This is a genomic window from Streptosporangium sp. NPDC051022 (genome assembly GCF_040683035.1).
GTDB lineage: Bacteria > Actinomycetota > Actinomycetes > Streptosporangiales > Streptosporangiaceae > Streptosporangium.
In genome coordinates this window covers 89512-109814 of sequence record NZ_JBFBCF010000014.1, presented here as the reverse complement: position 1 = coordinate 109814, position 20303 = coordinate 89512, and the positions used below count along the sequence as shown (strand labels likewise).

At 66.4% G+C, this 20303-nt stretch carries 10 protein-coding genes; 7 read left to right on the top strand and 3 right to left on the bottom strand.

Going from position 1 to position 20303, the window contains the following annotated elements:
* Positions 1-30: 30 nt before the first annotated feature.
* Positions 31-732, bottom strand: a complete 702-nt coding sequence (locus AB0N02_RS23065) for a hypothetical protein (RefSeq protein WP_363949975.1) — start codon at positions 730-732, stop codon at positions 31-33.
* Positions 733-1219: 487 nt separating this feature from the next.
* On the opposite strand from AB0N02_RS23065, the gene AB0N02_RS23060 reads away from it, so the two are divergent.
* From AB0N02_RS23060 to AB0N02_RS23030, 7 genes are all read left to right on the top strand, one after another.
* Positions 1220-2431, top strand: a complete 1212-nt coding sequence (locus AB0N02_RS23060) for a hypothetical protein (protein ID WP_363949972.1) — start codon at positions 1220-1222, stop codon at positions 2429-2431.
* Entirely contained in the window at positions 2419-4047 is a 1629-nt protein-coding gene (locus tag AB0N02_RS23055; protein ID WP_363949969.1) for a VWA domain-containing protein, read from the top strand. The genes AB0N02_RS23060 and AB0N02_RS23055 overlap by 13 nt, the downstream gene beginning before the upstream one ends.
* Positions 4034-4813: a hypothetical protein gene (locus tag AB0N02_RS23050; RefSeq protein WP_363949966.1), complete on the top strand. Its 780-nt coding sequence runs from the start codon at positions 4034-4036 to the stop codon at positions 4811-4813. The genes AB0N02_RS23055 and AB0N02_RS23050 overlap by 14 nt, the downstream gene beginning before the upstream one ends.
* 885 nt (positions 4814-5698) lie before the next feature.
* Positions 5699-15655: a DNRLRE domain-containing protein gene (locus tag AB0N02_RS23045; RefSeq protein WP_363949963.1), complete on the top strand. Its 9957-nt coding sequence runs from the start codon at positions 5699-5701 to the stop codon at positions 15653-15655.
* Entirely contained in the window at positions 15609-16052 is a 444-nt protein-coding gene (locus AB0N02_RS23040) for a CPCC family cysteine-rich protein (RefSeq protein ID WP_363949960.1), read from the top strand. The genes AB0N02_RS23045 and AB0N02_RS23040 overlap by 47 nt, the downstream gene beginning before the upstream one ends.
* Positions 16053-16884: 832 nt before the next feature.
* Positions 16885-17244 carry a DUF6086 family protein gene (locus AB0N02_RS23035; protein ID WP_363949957.1) on the top strand — a complete coding sequence of 120 codons (360 nt, stop codon included), beginning with the start codon at positions 16885-16887 and terminating at the stop codon, positions 17242-17244.
* Between the two features lie 303 nt (positions 17245-17547).
* Entirely contained in the window at positions 17548-17880 is a 333-nt protein-coding gene (locus tag AB0N02_RS23030) for a hypothetical protein (RefSeq protein ID WP_363949954.1), read from the top strand.
* Between the two features lie 227 nt (positions 17881-18107).
* Here the strand turns inward: AB0N02_RS23030 and AB0N02_RS23025 are convergent, their stop codons facing one another.
* Both AB0N02_RS23025 and AB0N02_RS23020 read right to left on the bottom strand, forming a co-directional pair.
* Complete coding sequence (locus AB0N02_RS23025; RefSeq protein ID WP_363949951.1) at positions 18108-19232, bottom strand: right-handed parallel beta-helix repeat-containing protein; 1125 nt, start codon at positions 19230-19232, stop codon at positions 18108-18110.
* 396 nt (positions 19233-19628) lie between these two features.
* Positions 19629-20276, bottom strand: a complete 648-nt coding sequence (locus AB0N02_RS23020; RefSeq protein ID WP_363949948.1) for a helix-turn-helix domain-containing protein — start codon at positions 20274-20276, stop codon at positions 19629-19631.
* Positions 20277-20303 lie beyond the last annotated feature (27 nt).

Here is a 20303-nt window from a genome sequence, read left to right as displayed (position 1 = left end):
GGAGGAACCCTCCCGGGGCCGGAGCGGGACTCATGCCGTGGTGTTCGCGTACGAACCGGGAGCGTTCAGGCCGGCGGCCGCCGGATAGTAGGACACCCACTCCTCGCGGCTCATCCGCAGCATCTTGACGCCGAGCGAGCCCAGCGCGATCGCGGGGCAGGCCCACAGCACGACCGTGATCGGGCCGTACGGGATCGCCAGGGACGTCGCGTAACCGATCGCCACGACGAGCGGCACCCACCAGTGCGCGAAACCGGCCCGCCAGACGCCGACCAGCAGGATCGGCAGCCCGAAGATGGCGAAGAAGAGCCAGGGCATCTGGAAGCCGAAGACGACGCCGGGCAGGTTCAGCATCTCGTCGAGGATCTTGGCGGCCTGCTCGGGGGTGTTGCGCTGCCCCAGCCACCACTCCACGGGGTCGGTCATGAGCATGCCCGACAGGTTGATGTAGCCGAGCGCGGTGAGCGGGCCGACGATGTGCCCGAAGACCACGGCGCGGCGGCGCATCACGTGCAGCAGGCCGATGGCCGCCAGGGCCATGAGCAGGTAGGCCCAGTGGTACATGGCCGACTGGATCTGGGCCAGCGCGGGGTTGTCGCCGTAGCTGACGGCCTCCCGGTCGTCGCCCCAGGTGCCCGGGTCGAGGATGACGGCGACGGCCTGGAGGAGGGGAGCGACGATCAGCAATGTGCCGGAGGCGATACGCCTGAAGTCCGCTGATTCCTTGAACATGAGATTTCCTAGTTGTGTCTTACTGTGCGGAGGTACTGCGAGGACGGTAGGCCGCCGACCCCCGGCCGGTCGTCCCTCCCACGACGGACCCGCCGTCCGCCTGGCGGATAACTCGGCCGGCCGCGCGTTCACCGTCCCGTCGCCGCCGGACGAGGCGAACCCCTTCCGTTCCGATGCCGTAAAGCTCGGCGAAAGTCCCCGTTAACGAGAAAGCCAATTCTTTCCGTCTCGTGACGGACCCGCGGTCCGTCCGGTGGGGTAACACGGTTCCCCTCATCAGCATTTACTCCGATGAAACACGAAAAAAGCCGTTATTAATGGAAGTTGGAAGTCTGGTCCGGAGCCGGGTCGTGCTTCATGGCAACTGTGTGGATAGTTCTACTTCTATTACGCTCGCAGTACCGATAAAGCACTATTCGTCGGCGCGTAAGGCTGGTACCCTGAGCAACCCTCGCTCGGGTTGTGGAACTGCCTGCCGGGAGAATCCTTGACCATCGAGAGCCCTGCGGTCGAAGAGCCGCAACTGACCGTTCTTGCCGGTCCCATGTCCTCCCTCCTCAGGGGGCGTTTTCTTCGTTACTTCATTCCGCTGCTCCTGGTGCCGGTTTTCGGGCTGGCCGCATTGATCCGCGGGGACAATCTCCTGCTGCCGTTCCGCCCCATCGTCACCCTCGAAGGGGACTTCGGCTCGAAGGGAGACCTCTTCAGGGACGAAGAGATCCAGAGGATCCTCATGCGGCACCACCTTCGCGTGCACAGCACCGTGTCGTCCTCCCGCGAGATAGCCGTGAACGAAATCAACCAGTACGACTTCGTCTTCCCCTCCGGACAGCCCGCGGCGGAGCTCATCATGGCGAGACGGCGGGCGGCGAACCTCTACGCCACGGTGTACCACCCGTTCGTCAGCCCCATCGTCATCGCGACCTTCCGCCAGTACGCCCTGACCCTGTTCGACAACGGGATCGTCAAGCCCCAGCGGAAAACCGGTGACCAGCTCTACTACAACATCGACATGAAGAAATTCCTCGCCCTGGTCCGGGAGCGGAGGAGCTGGGACGACGTCGGCATAAAGAAACACGGCGCCCCGAACGGGAACAACGTCCTCACGCATATCTCGAACATGTGCGAGACCAATTCGGCCGGAACGTACATGGGGCTGGTCGCCTTCGTCGAGAACGGGGAGAACGCGGTGGAGAACGGTCAGGAGGCGGAGGCGCTGGCGAAAAAGATCAAACCCCTTCTGACGAATCTGGGACTGACGGCCCCCAAGGAGATCTTCACCCCTTACATCGCGCCCGAGGGGATGGGGATAACCCCCCTCGCCGTCGTGTACGAGCACCAGTACCTCACCTACCAGCTCGACCGGCAGGCCCGGCTGGGCAGACCGGATCTGGAGCGGGTCCTGCTCTATCCGTCGCCCCATTTCGTGACACAGCCGGAGCTGATCTCACTCAACGACAAGGGCGACCGGCTCGGCGAGCTGATCACGCGGGACCCCGAGATGCGCAGGCGGGAGGCGGAACTCGGCTACCGCCTGCTGGACAGCCCGGGCGCGCCACCCGGCGAGGAACTGGCGAAGCTGCTCACCACGCGACACCTTCCCGTCCCGGCCACGGGGGCGGACAACACCAGAACCCTCCTGCCGCGGGTGGAGGACCTGGAAAGGATGATCAAGATCATCGGTGGGTGCGAGAAGTGACGCGGGCGCCGGAGGCGACAGGTCGTCGGCGGGTGCCGAAGACGGCGGGGCATCGGCTCCCGCGGCGACTGGCCGCCGTCGTCTGCGGGCTGCTGCTCGGCACGACCGCCGCCTGCAGCGCCGGTGAGCCCACCCCGACGAGGTTGAGCGTGCTGGCGAGCTCCGACCTGGCCGACATACGGCCCCTGCTGGGAGATCTGCGCCGGGAGACGGGCGTCGAGCTGGAGATGGACTACCGGGGCACCGTACAGGCCAACGACGCCCTGAACCCGGGGTACTACCGGCACGATGTGGCCTGGCTGTCCTCCGACCGCTATCTCCGGCTGAAGCTGAAGGCGTCCGGCTTCGAGGGCGAGCAGCCGCTCAGCACCGAGACCATGTTCTCGCCGGTGGTCATCGGCCTGAGAAGGGCCACGGCCGAACGGCTGCGCAGGGCCGCCGGCACCTCCCGTCTCTCGTGGGCGGACATCGCCGACGGCGCGGCACGGGGACTGGTCCGTTTCGGCATGGCCGACCCCAGGACGGACGGCGAGGGACTCGCCGCCCTGGTCGGGGTGGCGACCGCCGCCGCGGGCACGGGCGGCGTTCTGCGTCTCCAGGACGTCTCCTGCGACCGGCTCCGGGGCTTCTTCTCCGGCCAGACGCTGACCGCCCCGACCTCCGGCGAGCTGGTCGAGAAGTTCGTCGCGGCCCAGGACGGCGCCGACGGGCTGATCGGCCACGAATCGGCGCTGCTGTCCCTCAACGCGAGCGGACGGCTGAGGGAACCGCTGGAGATCGTCTATCCGCAGGACGGCATCGTGATGTCGGACTACCCCATACTGCTGCTCAACCCGGACAAACGCGATGCCTACGACAAGGTCGTGAGCTGGCTGAAGAGCGCGCCGGTCCAGCGCAGGATCATGGAGCGGACCCTGCGCCGTCCCCTTGACCCCGAGGTGCCCCGTGATCCGCGGCTGAACACCCCGGTGGGCAACGCGCTGTACTTCCCGGACCAGAAGAAGGTCGTCGACAAGCTCCTGGACAACTACGACGCCCCGGGGGACGGGACGCCGGACCACGTGTTGTTCGTCCTCGACTTCTCCACCTCGATGAAAGGGCCCCGGATAGCCGCCCTGAGAGCCGCCTTCGCCGGGCTCGGCGGCGCGGACGACTCATCGACCGGGAAGTTCGTCCGTTTCCACCGGGGCGAGGTGGCCACCGTCATCCGGTTCGGCGGCCACGTCCTCGGGGAGCGGAGTTTCACCGTCGGCCAGGACGGGAGCATGAACGACCTGCACGCCTTCGTCGCCGGCGGTGGCTTCGACAACAGCACCGCGATCTGGTCCGCCCTCGACCACGCCTACCGCAGGGCGGCGGAACTGGTCACAGACGACCCGCGTCGCCGGGTCTCCATCGTGCTGATGACCGACGGGGAGAACAACGCGGGCGTCGACGCCGGAGCGTTCCTGCGGCGGAGGCGCCCCTCCTCCGTGCACGCCTACGCCATCCGCTTCGGCGACGCCTCCCTCTCCGAGCTGAGCCGCGTCGCGACGGCCACCGGCGGGCGCGCGGTCGACGCCACATCCCGCTCGTCCCTTCTGGATGCGTTCAAGGAGATCCGTGGGTGTCGTTGACAGCTTCTGGTGGAGCGTCTGGTGGCCGTGGATGCTCGTCTGGGGAGTGACCCTCGCCGGGTTCCTCGGCGCGGCCGGCCATCTGATCGTCGCCTACCGGCGTGAGCGCCGCCGATACTCCACCGGCGGGCACGGGGTCGTCGGCGTGTGCATCTACCTGCACGAGCAGTCCGTGATGGACCTGTACCAGATCAGCAGCTTCGGCGCGGCCCTCAGGCAGGACGTGGAGAGAAAGGTCACGAACAGCGGAGACTGGAGTCTCAGCACGGTGCTCCCCGGCTCGAAGGCGAAGGGCGGCCGGGGCGTCAGCGACGAGTTCTACCGCTCCTACATCGAGGAGGCCTCGCCGATCACGGTGATCCGCACCATCATGGACGTTCTGGAGAAACACGACAGGATCGTCTACGCGGACCTCCAGAGCGGTCACATCACCCCGAACCTCGCGGTGACCAAGGCACTTGCCCGCACGGAGGACGGCGAGCACTCCCGCGCCGTCCGCCTGAGCGACCTCGACGACTTCCTCTGGGTGAAGGGCCGCTTCCAGAAGATCGACGAGACGCCGGAGGGAACCGTCTTCCTGGTCTCCTACGGAAAGACCGAGCCGGGCCAGAGCGGACCGCACGTCCGGATCACCTGCGTCACCGACGACCTGCGCGGGAAGTCCAGCTTCGACCGGTCGTTCCACGCCCGCTGCCTCGGCAAGGTAGACGGCTGGAACCCCGAAACCCTCAGCCTGGGCATCCAACCCATAGCCATCTTCCGCTGACCCCTACCTCGCTCACGACCACCTCTCCCACGACAGCCGTACCGCCCTGCCGCCGTTACCCACGTGAACGCGCCGCTCCGCCCCCGTGGCTCGCCGAGCCGTCCCCGGCCGGGCGGGGTGCACGAACCGGACAAGGCGCGGCCGAAAACGGAGAGTTACCCGGAAACGTCACCATGACGACAGGGCCGCATTTTCTCCCATGCTTTTCCGGGGTGATGCTCCCGGACGAGTGGGTGATCAGCGACTTCTCAAAGAGAAGTTGAGATTTCCCGATCCGGCTACCGTCCGTGCCGACGGTGTGACAAAAGTGATCTTGATTTGTCGTGGTCCGGTGAGGATGATCTGTCAGGTTTGATTTATTTCTTCTTTATGGCGGATGCGGCACCTCCGCGCCGCGCGTTTCGCATTCTCTCGGGGGATCTGTAGATGGCTTTTTCGCGTGCGCGGACATGGTTGATCGCGGGGTTGGCCGTCGTCATGACGGCCTCCGGAGCGATCGTGCTGACGGAGTTCACCGATCCCGTCGCTCGACCAGGCGGTTCCGCGGCCGAAAAGTCGGTCGACGGGCGTCGGATTCGACCGGTGGCCCATGTCGACGGCCCCGAGGACAAGCTGAACACGCCCGCGATTTCCGCCCCGGTGTGGCCGAATCCCGGAAAAGCGGAGATTACGCTCTCCAGCACTCGGCCGGTCACGGCGAACGGCCTCTCGATATCGGTCGCTCCGGTCAACCTTTACCCCGATGGTAAGGGCGTTATATTCACCGGATCCGCCAAACCGCGCACCCCTGGAGACGCCGATCCGGAAAAGAAGTCAAAGGCGTCGAAGGAGGGACCGACATCCAATCCGGCACCGTCCGCCGACCCGGTGCCTCCGGTTTCCAAGGTGCGGGTCGACGCGCTGGGACCCGACATCGCCAGACGGCTGGGCGGCGTGGGCATCGCCGCGACGGTCACCCGGACCGACGGCGGTCCGAAGCCGGGGCCGGTGTGGATGACCTTCGACTACTCGGGATTCCGTGACATCCAGGGCGCGGGTTTCGGCTCCCGGTTGCGGGCCGTACGGCTTCCGGCGTGCGCGGTGGGAGGGCGGCTTCCCGCGGGGCAGGAGTGCTCGCTGCGTCCCCGGGAGGTGCCGTTCGTCAACGATGCCGAGAACGGGAAGGTCGTCGCACAGGTCGACGCCTCCGCACCGTCCGGCACCGCGGGCACGGCTCAGAACGGGTCGGTGTACCTGCTGATGTCGTCGGGAGTCTCGGCCGCCTCCGGTACGGCGGGCAACTTCGAGGCCACCGACCTCAAACCCACGGGGACCTGGCAGACGGGACTGTCGTCGGGATCGTTCAGCTACTCCTACCCGCTGCCCGAGCCGCCGTCCGTCTCGGGCGGCGGACCCGGACTGTCCCTGGCCTACGACTCGTCCACGGTCGACGGGATGACACAGATCTCCAACTCCCAGTCCGGCTGGGTGGGCCTCGGCTGGGACGTCGCGGGGACCGGATTCGTCGAGCGCCGCTATCGCCCCTGCTCGACCGACGTGCTGCCCAAGGCCTCCAAACATCCGTACCAGAAGGACAGCGGCCACCAGTGCTGGGAGTCGCCCGACGAGAACGACCGCGACAGCGCGACCTCCGACGCGAGCAGCTCCGAGCTCGTACTGTCACTGGACGGCAAGTCCTCCCGGCTGGTCAAAGACCGCTCGAGCGGCGAATGGCGAACCGAGACCGACTTCGGCTGGCGGATCCGGCTGATCGGCGACGACGGCGCGGGCGGTACCGGCTCGTCCTGGGAGATCACCACCCAGGACGGTCAGGTGCACACCTTCGGCTCGCAGCGGGACTCGCGCTGGCAGATCCCCTTCATCGGCGACGATCCCGGGGAGCCCTGCCACAACTCGTATCCCACACCCCCGTCCGGCGGGTGGCCGCTCGACCCGCCTGCGGGCTATGTGCCCGCCGAGCCCGAGCCCGTGCCGTCCTGCACGGGTGTGTGGCGCTGGAACCTCGACCGGGTGACGGACGCCAGGGGCAACGTCACCGACTACTCCTGGACCCGTGAGACCAACCAGTACGTCAAGGAGTACAAGACCTGCTGGAGTGGCGGCGCCTACGTGCCGTGCAACGTCGCGGTCGAGTACGACCGGGGCGGCTACCTGAACCAGGTTCAGTGGGGCGCCAGTGTCAACGTCTCCGGCAGCGTCGCGACCGCCAAGACGGTGTTCAACTCGGTACGGCGCTGCGCCGAGGGCATGGCGGTCGACGACCCGCTGGCCAACCCGGTCGCCGACCCGTGCGCCGAGGCCCCGCCCAGCCCGACGCCGACCTCCACCTCGGCCGGGTCGTGGAAGAGCGAATGCTACGACATGGTCTGCACGACCTACTGGGACGTTCCCGCGGACCTCGACTGCTCCACGGGCAGCAACGCGTGCCTGCCGGGATCACCGGTGTTCTTCCTGTCCAAGAGGCTGGACTCGATCGTCACCTACGCCAGGCCCAACGCCCAGGCAGCCTGGGAGGACGTCTCGAAGCTGCAACTGCGCCAGCTGTACCTGACCAAGGGGGACTGGAGCGTCTCGGGCACGAACGATCCGGCGATGTGGCTGGACTACATCCGCCCCGTCGGTCTGGCGGGTCCGGGGGAGATCCGGCTGCCTCCGGTCGAGTTCGACGCGGCCAAGCCGTTCGCGTACCGCACCGAGTTCTACAGCGGGAGCCTGCCGGCCAATGCCCCCGACGCCGTCGAACGGTCCTTCCTGGTCGCTCCGCCCCGCCTCGTGCGAGTGCACAACGGCCTGGGCGGCCAGGTGGAGGTGACATACGGCCAGCCCAATCCCTGTCCGACGAGCGGCCTGCGCACCCGCACGTGGCAGGACGCCGGGTTCGACTGCTTCCCGCAGTTCCAGTACTGGGGGTGGGCGCGCACCGGCGGCCCGTACGGTGAGCTGGCACGCAGGCCGATGATGGCCGTGCATCCGAAGTTCATGGTCACACGCGTGGCCGAACGCGACACGGTCGCGAACTCACCCGCGGTGATCACTTCCTACGAGTACCAGGGCAAGCCCGCCTGGGACCTCGAACGCAACTACCTCACCGACGACCTGGACGAGATCACCTGGAACGACTACCGGGGGTACGGGACCGTACGGACCGTCAAGGGGTCGGGAACCGACCCTGAGGGATACTCGGTCAAGTCGACCACCTTCTTCCGCGGCATGCACGAGGACGTCAGCCCCAGGACGGTCACCGACTTCGAGGGCAACGTCTACCAGGACTCCCGGTGGCTGGCCGGGCAGGTGCTCGAGGAGCGCACCTGGCGCCGCACCGCCACCCAGGGCGGCTCCGGCGGCTCCACCTCGCTCGCGCCGCGCCGTACGGTCAAGGCGGCGACGGTCGCGCCGTCCGAACGGCTGATCAAGGCCGCGACCCTGGTGAGCGCGGCCGCCCAGCCGCCCGCGACGAGATCGGGTTCCTCCACCGCGGTGCTCACCGGGCCCGTCACCCGGGCGGTTCAACCGGTGGCGCTCTCCAAGCCCGCCACCTCGGCGGTTCACGCCGTGACCGGTGCCGTCGCCCGGCCGACGGCCCTCGTCCAACCCACCACCCCGCCGGCGCCGCCTGAGCAACCCGCTCCTTCACAGGCCCCGGTTGCTTCACCGACATCCGCACCGGATCCCCCCATCCGGGACAGCCAGACCGCTCTCGCGGAGGCGCGCCGTACGGGCACCCCCGTCGAGGTGAGCGCGCTCACCACGGAGAAGGCGATCACCTACGCCCAGCCCGACGGCCTCACCTTCACCGCCGAGCTGTCACCCGGTCCCGTACGCGTGAGGCGCGACAACACGTGGGTTCCCGTCGACACCACCCTGGTCGAGCAGGACGGCGTGCTACGCCCCAAGGCGGCAGCGGCCGACGTGGGGATCTCGACGGGCGGGCAGGGCGCCTTCGTCACGATGACCCACCGCATCGGAGGCTCCCTCGGGCTGCGCTGGCCGACCTCCCTGCCCAGACCGACGGTGTCCGGCAACGTCGCCACCTTCGCCGACGCGGCGGGAACCGGAGCCGACCTGGTGGTGACCGCACTGCCCACCGGGTTCCGTTACGACGTGGTCTTGCGCGAACGCCCGTCAGGGCCGGTGGAGTACCGCGTCGCGGTCGAGACAAAGGGTCTCAAGCTGACCAAGGACGCCTCCGGTGGCCTGCGGCTCACCGACGGGCACGGCAGGGTCGCCGCCACCGCACCCGCACCGGCCATGTGGGACTCCCAGCCGCAGCCCGTCGCCAAGCCCGACCCGGCCAAGCCCGCGAACCCTGACGCGGCGGCCAGGGAGGGAACGGCGCAGCCCGACCTCGCCGCGGAGCAGACGACACCGGGGCGGCTGGGCAAGATCTCCACCGAGATCGCCGGCGACACGCTGGTCATCAAACCCGACCCCGCGTTCCTGGCCGATCCCGCGACGGTCTACCCGGTCACGGTCGATCCGACGACCACCCGCGGCGTGACCGCCGAGACCTCGATCGACGACGACAACGCCGTCTACTCCACCGCGGCAACCCTGAAGACCGGCCGACTCGTCATGTCCACCGGCACGGGAGTCAAGCGTCTCTATCGCTCCTACCTGGGATTCGACACCTCCTTCCTCAACGGCGCCACGGTCTCCTCGGCCTCGCTGCAGCTCAAGAACGACTACGCCTCCGCCTGTGCGAGCACGCCGCAGATCGCCGTCAAGCGGGTGACCGGCCCCTGGACACCGCTCGACGTCAACAATCCCAGCAACCCCGGTACCGACTGGAGCAACCAGCCCGGCAGCACATGGACCGGCTACGCCCTCAACCAGAGCTGCACCTCCGGTGCCACCTGGACCTGGGACGTCACCACGATCGCCCAGGCCTGGGCCGGCGGTGCCCCCGGCCATGGGCTGCTGCTCCTGCTGGACGACGAGCTTCCCAAGACGCTGCCGGACTACATCGCGAACTTCCACTCCTCGACCCGCTCCGGCGGCGTACCGCCCAAGCTGACGATCAGCTACACGGGCGGAACGAACCCGACCCCCACCCCTACTCCGACGTCCACCGCGACTCCGACCCCCACCTCGACCGGTGGCGGCACGCAGACCCTGCAGCTTCCCCTGACGGCCGACGCCTCGGTGGACAACTGGGAGTTCGGCGGCGGGGATGACCAGTGGCTGGCCGCGGGCACCTACGACTTCATGGACGGCGAAGAGGTCGCTCTCTCCCGCACGTACCTGAAGTTCGACGCCGCCGCGCTGGCGGGCCGGACCGTACTGGACGCCAAACTGACGCTCAACGCGGTCGACGGCTACGGCTGCAGCACGGCGTCACAGGGCATCCGCGCCCGGCGCGTCACCGGCACCTGGACTCCGGGATCCCTCGCCTTCGGCACCGAGCCGGGCACCACCGACCAGAACGCGGTGCTGGCGGACGGTTCCGGCTCCTGCTCGACGGTGGGCTCGATGACCTGGACGGTCAAGAACATCGTCCAGGCATGGGCGAGCGGTACGGCCAACCAGGGCATTCAGCTGGCCGGGCATCCGGAGAGCGGGATCGTCGACGAGCGCTACTTCGCCTCGTCCCGTTCGACCGCGTCCGGCCAGGCCCCCACGCTGACCGTCACCGTCGCCACCCCCTCCACCCCGACGCCCACCCCGACCGTGACCCCCACGCCCACGGTCACCCCCACCGCCTCTCCCACCCCGACTTCGACCGTGACACCGTCGCCCACTCAGACCGTGACGCCCACTCCCACGGTCACCCCCACGACGACAGCGAGCCCCACCCCGACCGTTACCCCGACCGTGACCCCCACGGCCACACCGACGGCCACACCGACGGCCACTCCCACCCCCGCTCCCAGTGGTGTGCCCTGCGCGGCCCCCGAGTGGGTGGTCGGCCGGATCTATTCCGCGGGGGACCGGGTCGTCTGGGACGAGCAGGGCTACGAGGCTGTACGTGACGCCGATCCGGAGAGCTGGGAGGGCTACGAGGAGCCGGACAGCAGCTCGCTGTGGCGCCATCTCGGTCCCTGCACGCCCATGCCGGTTTCCACACCGGGTCCCGGTGACAGCAACGAGGTCACGCTCACGCTCGCCCCGACGAACGACACCACCCTTGACTCGGCGTTGAACCCCTTCGACATGCCCGACGAGGACACCTTGACGCTCGGCGGCCAGTTCATGAGTGTCGGCGGCAAGGACGTGACCAACTACAACCGGGCCTATCTCAAGTTCGACGTCTCCGCGCTACGTGGACGCCAGGTGCTCGACGCCCGCCTGGAGATGCGCAATGGCGAGACCCGGTGCAACACCGGCTATCCCAAGACGTACCTGGCGCGTGTCACGGAGAACTGGCACGCCGGACAGATGACGTGGACCAACCGTCCCGGCACGACCCTGTGGAACGACGCGGTCAGCGAGTGCAGGCCGAACGCCCCCATGAGCTGGTCGCTGACCTCCGTCGCCCAGCAGTGGGCCGACGGGGTGTCCAACTACGGCGTGCAGGTCTCCAGCCAGGAGTGGCTGAACCCCCGCGAGAACAACGTCATGACGTTCCCGTCCTCGGAGAGCTCGGGCGTCAAGCCTCGCCTTGTCGTGACCCTCGTCGACACCCTGCCCACCCCGAACGGCGGATGGAACTACGAGGAGCTGTCCGGAACCCGCTACGAGTACGAGCACGTGGTCACCGGCGACGGCCCGCAGAGCTACGACCCCTCGCGGGTGAACCAGGTCCGTCAGGTCACCCGGGAGAAGACATCCAGCGGCTTCCGCTACGCCGAGAGCAAGACGACCTACAACGCCGACGGCCTGCCCACCAAGATCAACGACTACGGTGAGCGCGGCAAGGCCGACGACAACACCTGCACCTCCACCACCTACGCCCGCAACACGGCCAGGTGGATGCTCAACTACTCCGTGGGCGGCGAGCGCCACGCCGGTGACGACTGCGCGGCGGGCGCCCTGCTGGAGAAGACCGTCGTCATGTACGACGGCGCCACCTCACCCACCGCGGGTACGGTGACCGTCGGCAACCCGACGGAGAGCCGCGCCTACAGCAGCGCCACCGACTACCTGACGACCAAGAGCACCTACGACGGCTACGGCCGTCCCGTCTCGGTCACCGATCCCGCGGACAAGGTCTCCACCACCGTCTACACCCCGGCCGTCGGCTGGCCCACCGGCGGTGTGAAGGTCACCAACCCGCTGGGGCACGCGGTCACCTCATGGACCTCCCACCTGCACGGCCAGGTCGTGGGGATCCGCGACGCGGACGGCAACGACGTCAACATCGACTACGACCAGCTCGGCCGTACGCTCCAGCTCTGGACGCCGGAGGAACCCAGAAGCGAGACCGGCACGCCCGCGGCGAAGGTCACCTACACCATTCCCTACGACGGTGGAGTGCACCAGCCCACCTCGGCGGCCAGGACCTCGATCAGCAGGCGCAGGGAGGGGACCGGCTCCTCAGCCGCCTGGCTGACCGACTACACCTTCGTCGACGGCTGGGGCCGGGACCGCGAGCGGCAGGCCGACTCGCCCGCGGGCGGCCGGATCGTGACCGCCGCCACCTACGACGGCCGCGGCCTTCCCACGGTGTCCACCGGACAGTTCCACAGTCCCGGCGCGCCCGGCTCCGCCCTGCTCAACCCGCGCGTCACCGACGTGCCGCAGTGGGGCGTCCCGACCTACGACACGCTGGGCCGCGCCGTGGCGCAGGTCGCCTACAGCGGCTCGGCCGAGCTGCGGCGCACCGTGACGAAGTACTTCGGGGACCGTACCGAGGTGCAGCCGCCGACCGGTGGCAAGACGGTCGCCCACATCGACGTCGCCGACCAGGTCACCAAGGTCGAGGAGTGGGCGGACGCCACCACCCACCACGACACCGGCTACACCTTCGACCTCGACGGCCGCCTGACCAAGGTCGTCGACGCCGCCGCCAAGGAACGGACCTTCACCTACGACCTGCTCGACCGCCGCATCGCCTCGCACGATCCCGACTCCGGCGACACCGAGCTGAAGTACGACGGTACCGGCCTGCTGGCCTGGACCAAGAACGGCAAGGGCCAGAAGGTCTCCTACACCTACGACGACCTCGGCAGGCAGACCGCCCAGTGGGCCGGGGAGGCGGGCACCGGAACCAAGCTGACCGGCTGGGTCTACGACACCCTGTCCAAGGGGCAGCTCACCTCCGCCACCCGCTACGCCGGCGGCAACGCCTACACCGACACCGTCACCGGCTACGACCGGCTGGGCCGTCCCACCGGCTCCACCCTCTCCGTCCCGGCCTCCGAGGGCGCCCTGGCGGGGGACTACACCTTCACGGCCGGATACAACGCCATGGGCGTCCTGTCCGAGGCCGGCATGCCCGCCGCCGGTGGTCTCCCCGCGGAGAAGGTGACCTCCACCTTCACCGACCTCGGCTACGCCAAGGGGCTCACCTCCGACCTGGGTGGTGGCTTCACCTACGTCAAGGACACCGCCTGGTCGGCCACCGGCCGGATGACCGAGCGCTCCTACGGTGCCAACGGGCAGGTCAAACGCGCCCTCGACTGGGACCAGCGGACCGGCTGGCTCAACCGGATCACCACCACGGCCAAGGCCGACACCACCACACCACAGCTCGCCCAGGACGACCGCTACACCTACGACATCTCCGGCGAGATCACCCGGGTTCTCGACGCGGCCTCCGCCGTACCGGGTCAGACCTCCGGCCAGTCCGAATGCTTCACCTACGACGGCCTGCACCGCCTGTCGGCCGCCTGGACCACCACCGCCTCGGCCTGCGGAAGCGGTACGGCCGGCGCCGACAACCTGGGCATCGATCCCTACAAGCAGTCCTACACCTACGACGCGGTCGGCAACCTCACCACGCTGACCGACGCGGGACAGACCTCCACCTACCGTTACCCCGCCTCCGGTGCCCGGCCGAACGCGGTCACCGCCATCGACCGCCCGAACGGCACCAGCGATACCTACACCTACGACGACGCCGGACAGATGACCGGCCGCACCGTCGCCGGCAAGCAGGGTGTCTTCACCTGGAACGAGCTGGGCCAGCTGGAGAAGGCGACCATCGACGGCCAGGACACCTCGATGGTCTACGACGCCGAAGGCGAACGCCTCATCCGTCGCGATCCCGGCGGCAAGACCACGCTCTACCTGGGATCCATGGAGCTGGAGCTGTCCGGCGGGCAGGTCAAGGGCACCCGCTACTACGCGACCGTCGACGGCGCCACCGTCGCCATGCGGATCGGAGGGGGTGGCGTCACCTGGCTGGCCTCGGGCCTGCACGGCTCCGAGCAACTGGCCGTCAACGACGCCACCGGCCAGGTCAGCCGGGAACGCTACCTGCCCTTCGGGCAGCGCCGTGGTGCTGACGACCTGCCCTTCACCGACCGGGGCTTCCTCGGCAAGACCGAGGACGCCTCCACCGACCTGACGTATCTGTCGGCCCGCTACTACGACCCCACGATCGGCAGGTTCATCTCCACCGACCCCCTGCTCAACCTCGAAACTCCCCAGTGGGCCAACCCCTACAGCTACGCCTTCAACAACCCCGTCGGCCTGTCCGACCCCACCGGCCTCAACCCACCCCTGAACCCGGACGGTGACGGCCCCGACCCCTGCGCCGTCAACAAGAAGTCCAAGAAGTGCCTGGAGGCGAACAAGAGGGCCGCGGCCAACCAGGTCGAGGGGGCCGAGGCCGACAGCAACCGCTTCGTCAATGCGCTGCTGGCCGCGGGCAGGGAACTCGTCAAGATCATCGCTGACGAGCTCGGCATCACCGCGGGACTTGAGTGCTTCACCACCGGCAACGTGGGGGCCTGCACCGAGACCGCCATCAACCTCCTGAGCTCGGCCATCGGCGGAATAGTCGGCAAGCTCGCCACCAAGTACGGCGCGCCGTGGAAATGGGCCAAACTCGCGGAGAAGGCCAAGGCGCTGTGGAGGATCGGAAGTAAGGCCATAGCGGCGCTGAAGGGCTGGTTCGAGGCGAAAGGCCGCCTGACCACCGCCAAGAAGGCACTGGCCAAGGCGGAGAAGGATCTCGCCAAAGCGGGGAAGACAGCCGCAGCGGCCTGTAAGGCCAGCGGCAACAGCTTCGTTTCCGGAACGCTGGTCCTGATGGCTGATGGTTCTCATAAACCCATCGAACAGGTCAAGGCCGGGGACAAGGTCATTGCTACCGACCCTGAGACGGGTGAAACCGAGGCGGAGCCTGTTGTTGCGCTGATCGTCGGCCAAGGGGAGAAGAATCTGGTCCAGATCACTGTCGACACCGATGGCGATCATGGCCATGAAAACGGTCTTGTTATCTCAACGGATAACCATCCTTTCTGGGTTCCAAATCTCCATAGATGGGAGAATGCGGCTAAACTCCACCCTGGAACATGGGTGCAGACGAGTGCCGGTGCACGCGTTCGGGTAACCGCCGTCGCTAGATGGAGAACGTCAAATCAGCGTGTTTATAACCTGACGGTCAGTGATATTCATACTTATCATGTGGCTGCCGGCGCCGTTGACGTTCTGGTTCACAACTGCGATGAATGGACAAGCAAGGGAAATCTATTTAATCATTACGAAAAACATGGCCGAGAGATGGGGTATGATTCTGAGATTGAATACTCTGAAGCTGCGAAAGATTTAATGTGTGATTGTGACGGTGGCCGTAAGGGGATTCTGAGAAAGTATGATGCCGCAGATGATGTTTGGCGTTATTTTGACCCGAAGACGGGGGAGTATGGCATGAAGAGCGACAGGGGAATCGTTACCTTTTATCATCTTGATGGAGGATTGGAGGCGTACGAGAAAATGCCAGGCATTCGACCTTGAGGGTGCACTTGTGATTGTGAATAAATTTCCTTGTCCCTGTTGTGGATATCGAGTATTCGAAGATCCGCCGGGTTCGCACATGATCTGCCCGATATGTTTTTGGGAGGACGATATTCTCCAGTTAAGATGGCCATTCTATGGTGAGGGGGCCAATCAGACCTCTCTTGTTCAGGCGCAGATTAACTACAATGAATTTGCGGCGAGCGCTAGGCGCTTCCGCGAATGCGTGCGTGAACCCAAGCCGGGGGAAGAAAGAGGTGGAAACTGGAGGCCGATAGAGGTAGACCGTGATCGGTTCGAGCCGACTTTTGAGTCTTGGTCTCCATGGCCTAAAGATAGAACGGTGCTCTACTGGTGGAGCGATAGTTTCTGGCTTAATAGGCCTTTCTCGCACTGAAGTTGTGGGCGGCAATCCTGGCGCGAGTGTGCTTTCTGATCAGAGAGCGAAGAAGTCTTTTTGGTGGAGATTTCGGGCAAGATTAACTATTATATGTGTGGTGAAGAAGGGTGCGTTTTATTCATCTCGTAGAAACGCTCAGGGGGTGAGCTTGCCCTCGCTGTTGATGTGAGAGTCGCCAAGATGGGGGCGCTTTCGGTGGGTTGGCCAAGAGGGTAGAACCATCTGGGTTTATTTCTTTTTAGTGATTCATTTCAATTGAAGCTGAAAAGTGCGGTTTTCCCGCCGGAAGAGGTGTTCAAGAGGCGGGGGCGGCGACGTCACCGTGATCGCGCTGAGCGAGGTGGATGAGAAGTCCGTGAAGAAGGCGAGAAGTGTGGTGAGCCTGGAAGAGTTGGTTGTCGCCTTGCGCGGAGCCGTCCGAGAGATTCTGGAGGAGGGGCGGCGCCCTTCGATCACGGGGGAGCGAATATGATAAGAGGTAGCCTCAGCAGACTGGATGAGGTGGCATTGCACCTTTCAAGGGCGGCGGCTCGGGACGTGAACTGACATTCTGTGACGTCTTCGCAACACTCTCCGCCTTCGGTGGTGCTGAAAGGACGACCGGAATGCCGGAGTCTCCGCTTGGACCTGGCGGGGTTCCGTGTCGGTTTTCGGGAGATCCCAGCCCGAAAGATGCCGTTCATCTGGGATATCGGCCGGAGCTTGCGACATATACCAGCGCTCCCTTCGGCTTCGACGTATCGTTCGGTGACAGCTTTCGCGGGGCGGCGGAGAAGGCCATCAGTGACCTTGGAAATCACTCCGGAGTGGACATGCGGTTGGAGCGAGGATGAGCTACATCTTCGACGCTGGGGAAGAGACTGTGTGGAGCCCCGCGCTTCGTGTCGGCAAAGTTTATCTCTCCTTACGACGTTCGACATCCGATCTCCTTGGTCTTCCGACCGGTGTGGTCGAGGTCTCCGGTGACATATGCGAAATCGACGTCGAAGTCTTCGAGTCCCTGACGAGGCGAATGTTCGAGGAGTACTTCGTGTCGTCGCATGTGGTCTACCGGGACCTGATGGGTGGAGTTCTTTCTGCCTCGGCGGTGATGCTTGAGCGGTCTGGAGGGGCCCTGACCGCGAGCAGCGCGGAAGAGCGGGAGTTTCTCGACAGGGCGTGCTTGATGGGGAAGAGCATGCTGGCCTGACGGGAGCGGTCATCGACCGAGGCTGAAGCTGCGGCCTGCTCCGTGGCGTGCACGTCATCGGTGTCACCGAAAGGCGCCGGGACGTCGTCGTGTTTGTTGGAGGAGGTTGTGATGCGCGGGGAGCTTCTGTAGTTTCGTCTCCCCTCGAGGGGGAGCTTGGCAGAGCGTTTCATGGGAAAGCTCGACGAGCTCGGTGTGCGTCTTGTGAATCCTTCCACGGGAGCCGTGACCTTGCTGACGGATGAGGGACGGACAGAGGCGACGGTGGAGGTGGCCCGTGAGGGCCTGGGAGGCAGCCGTCCGTTGAGTGTCAAGCTGTGGCTGAACGAGGACGTCGACACGGTTCTGACGGTCAGATCGTCCTCCGGGGTCGACGTGTTCGAGTTCGATCTGGACGGTCTTGGCCGTGCGGAGGTCGATCGGCTGGCGTCGGCCGTTCTCTGGTGTGCCGTCACCGATCCGGAGTCTCTCGGCCTGGTGCTGGACAGCCGCCTGCCGGACACCACCTCCTCGTGGGAGGCGTATTTCGTCGAGAGGGCCGCGCCGCCCCGGTGGACGCCCGAGCTGCTCTGGAGCCGCGCCGACGAGGTGAGATCGTCGCTGAACGTGCCCTCACAGTCGTGGTTTGCCTCCTGACGGCCGTCCCCGTGTCATGAAGACACATCCACGGGCCGGGTGCCCCTGGAACGGGTGAGACGTGACGGATCAAGCCGGTCTTGACGGGATCCATATCGGGCTCGTCCGCGCTGAGGATGTCGATGCCGGGGCTGTGATCTCGCGGGGGTCACCGCCGGAGGGTGGGCTCCGGCGGTTTGTACGGGGGCCTTTGGGAAGAGGAGGATCTCGGGGCGGCAGGAGGGGGCTCAGAAGCAGGTCAGGGGGGTGTCGCCCGGCTTGCAGGGGCCCTGGTTTCCGCCTCCGTCGATCACCTGTGCCCGTGGTGCCCAGATGAGGTAGTTCGCGTTGCCGGAACCGGTGTTGCGGGTCAGGGTGATCCGGGGAAAGTAAGGCGGGCCGTCCGCTCCGCTGTTGTTCGCCACGTGCAGGCCACCTCGGAGGGGGTTGTGCCACCGGTCGGTGGCTCCGCTGGGAGCCTGCCCGTTGTCGTTGAAGACGTTGTCGGAGACCGGGTAGGACTGCCGGGGCGTCGTCTGGTTGTCGATGTACAGGCCGACCGTCCTGTTGCGGGTGAAGGTGTTGTTCCGCACGGTCAGCCTGTCGAAGTACGGGGCGGCGTGCAGGCCGATGGAGTTGTCGACGAACTCGTTGTTCTCGACCGTGCCGGAGGACCACGGCCCCCTCGATATGCCGTATATGTTTAGGGCCTTGTCGGCGTTCTTGAAGACGTTGTCGCGGAAGGTGAAGTCGACCGACTCCCATCCCACCGACACGGGGGCGTTGTCGAAGATGTTTTCCGTGAACAGGCCGTCGTTGCTGTCGGTGAAACTCAGTGAGCCGTCGCTCACCACGCTCGACCTCACAATCGGCAGCGCCCGGTAGAAGTTGCCGCGGTGCAGGGTGCAGTTGTCCACCGTCAGGCGACCCACGTTGACGCGGACGGTACCTATTTCGCAGGTGTCCGGTGTCCCGTTGGCGATCACCGTCGCCAGGTTTTTGATCGATACGGACGCGGTCCGTACGTTGGAGAGTGTGACGGTGGCGTTGTGGTCGGTGCTGAGACTTGAAAGCCGTCCGTCCTTCACGGTCACCCCTGGGAAGGTGTCGTTCACCAGGTCGGCCGTCAAGGTGTGGCCCGCGAGATCGATGGTTATGTTCGCCGCGTTGACCGTCACGGTCTGCGGGCCGGTGACGGGACAGTCCAGATCGGCGGTCAGCGCGACGCTGGATGTCAGCACGTCACCGCAGTTCACCGTGCTCGCCCCGGCCGGTAGGGCTGACAGCGGCGCGGCCGGCAGGACGAGCGCGAGGACTCCCGCGACCATGCGCAGGCGTTGCCGCCCTGCCTTTCCCGCGTGTTTTCCGGTCATTTCTCTCCTGACTTTACGGTCCATCTTTCGGGTTTTTTAAAGACGTCAAGAAGTGTCGTCCGATGAGAGTGATCGTCGTCCAGGATGTACGTAAACCGATTACCGGAAAAGTCAGTAAATCGGCCTGCGGGTTCCGTGAAGGAGACCGTTCCGGTAGTTGTCCGGCGGTCGCGGTAAATAAACGCTGACGTGGAACGCCCGGAAACGGATGGTCCGGAAAGTGTGGATGGCCGGATTGGGTCCGCCGATTTCAGATCGGCGAACCCTTCTCGAAGAGACGAATCGAAAACAGAGATCGGCTGGTGCTTGTATTCCTGGCGGGAACACTTGACCGCCTGTGCGGCGGGCGGCTTTCCGGGAGACCGGGCAGGGCTCCCGGAAGAGTGGCGCCGGGTCTCAAGCGGTCGCGGCCGGGGCGATGCCGTTCATGATGGTGGCGACCAGGGCGTCGATGCGGCCGGGTGACGCCTCGATCGCGTCCGGGGGCGCGCCCTGGAGCAGGCGGGGCAGGACCAGTTCGTGGCAGACGCCGACGATCATCGTGGCGGCGGCCTCGGGATCGGCGTCGGGGGACAGCCGGCCGAGGTCCCGTTCGGCGTACAGGTAGTCGGAGAGAAGCTTCGGCAGTCCCCGGCCGCCCCCGAGGGGATTGGGCAGGGCGGCGAAGCGGGCGAGGACCTCGGGCTGGGGGAGCAGGCCTGCGAAGGCGGGCAGGAAGGCGACGTGCAGGGCCAGGCCGTAGGCGATGGAGGCCCGGAGGTTCTCGGCGACGGTGCCCTCGCCCGGTCTGGCGGGCAGTTCGCCCAGCTCGCGTTCGACGGTCCGGACGTGGGCGTGCAGGGCGAGGGCGAGAAGCTCCTCCTTGCCCTCGAAGTGGTTGTACAGCACGCCGTCGGCGACCCGGGCCTCACGGGCGATGTCACGGACGGTGAGCCCGGCCGTGCCCCGCCGGGCGATGAGACGCTCGGCGGAGGCGATCAGGTGCTCGCGCAGGCTCAGGCCGTCGACGCCGTCACGCAGGGCGGCCGCTTTTCTCGGTGACATCCATCGCATCCTATTGACCTCGGCCGA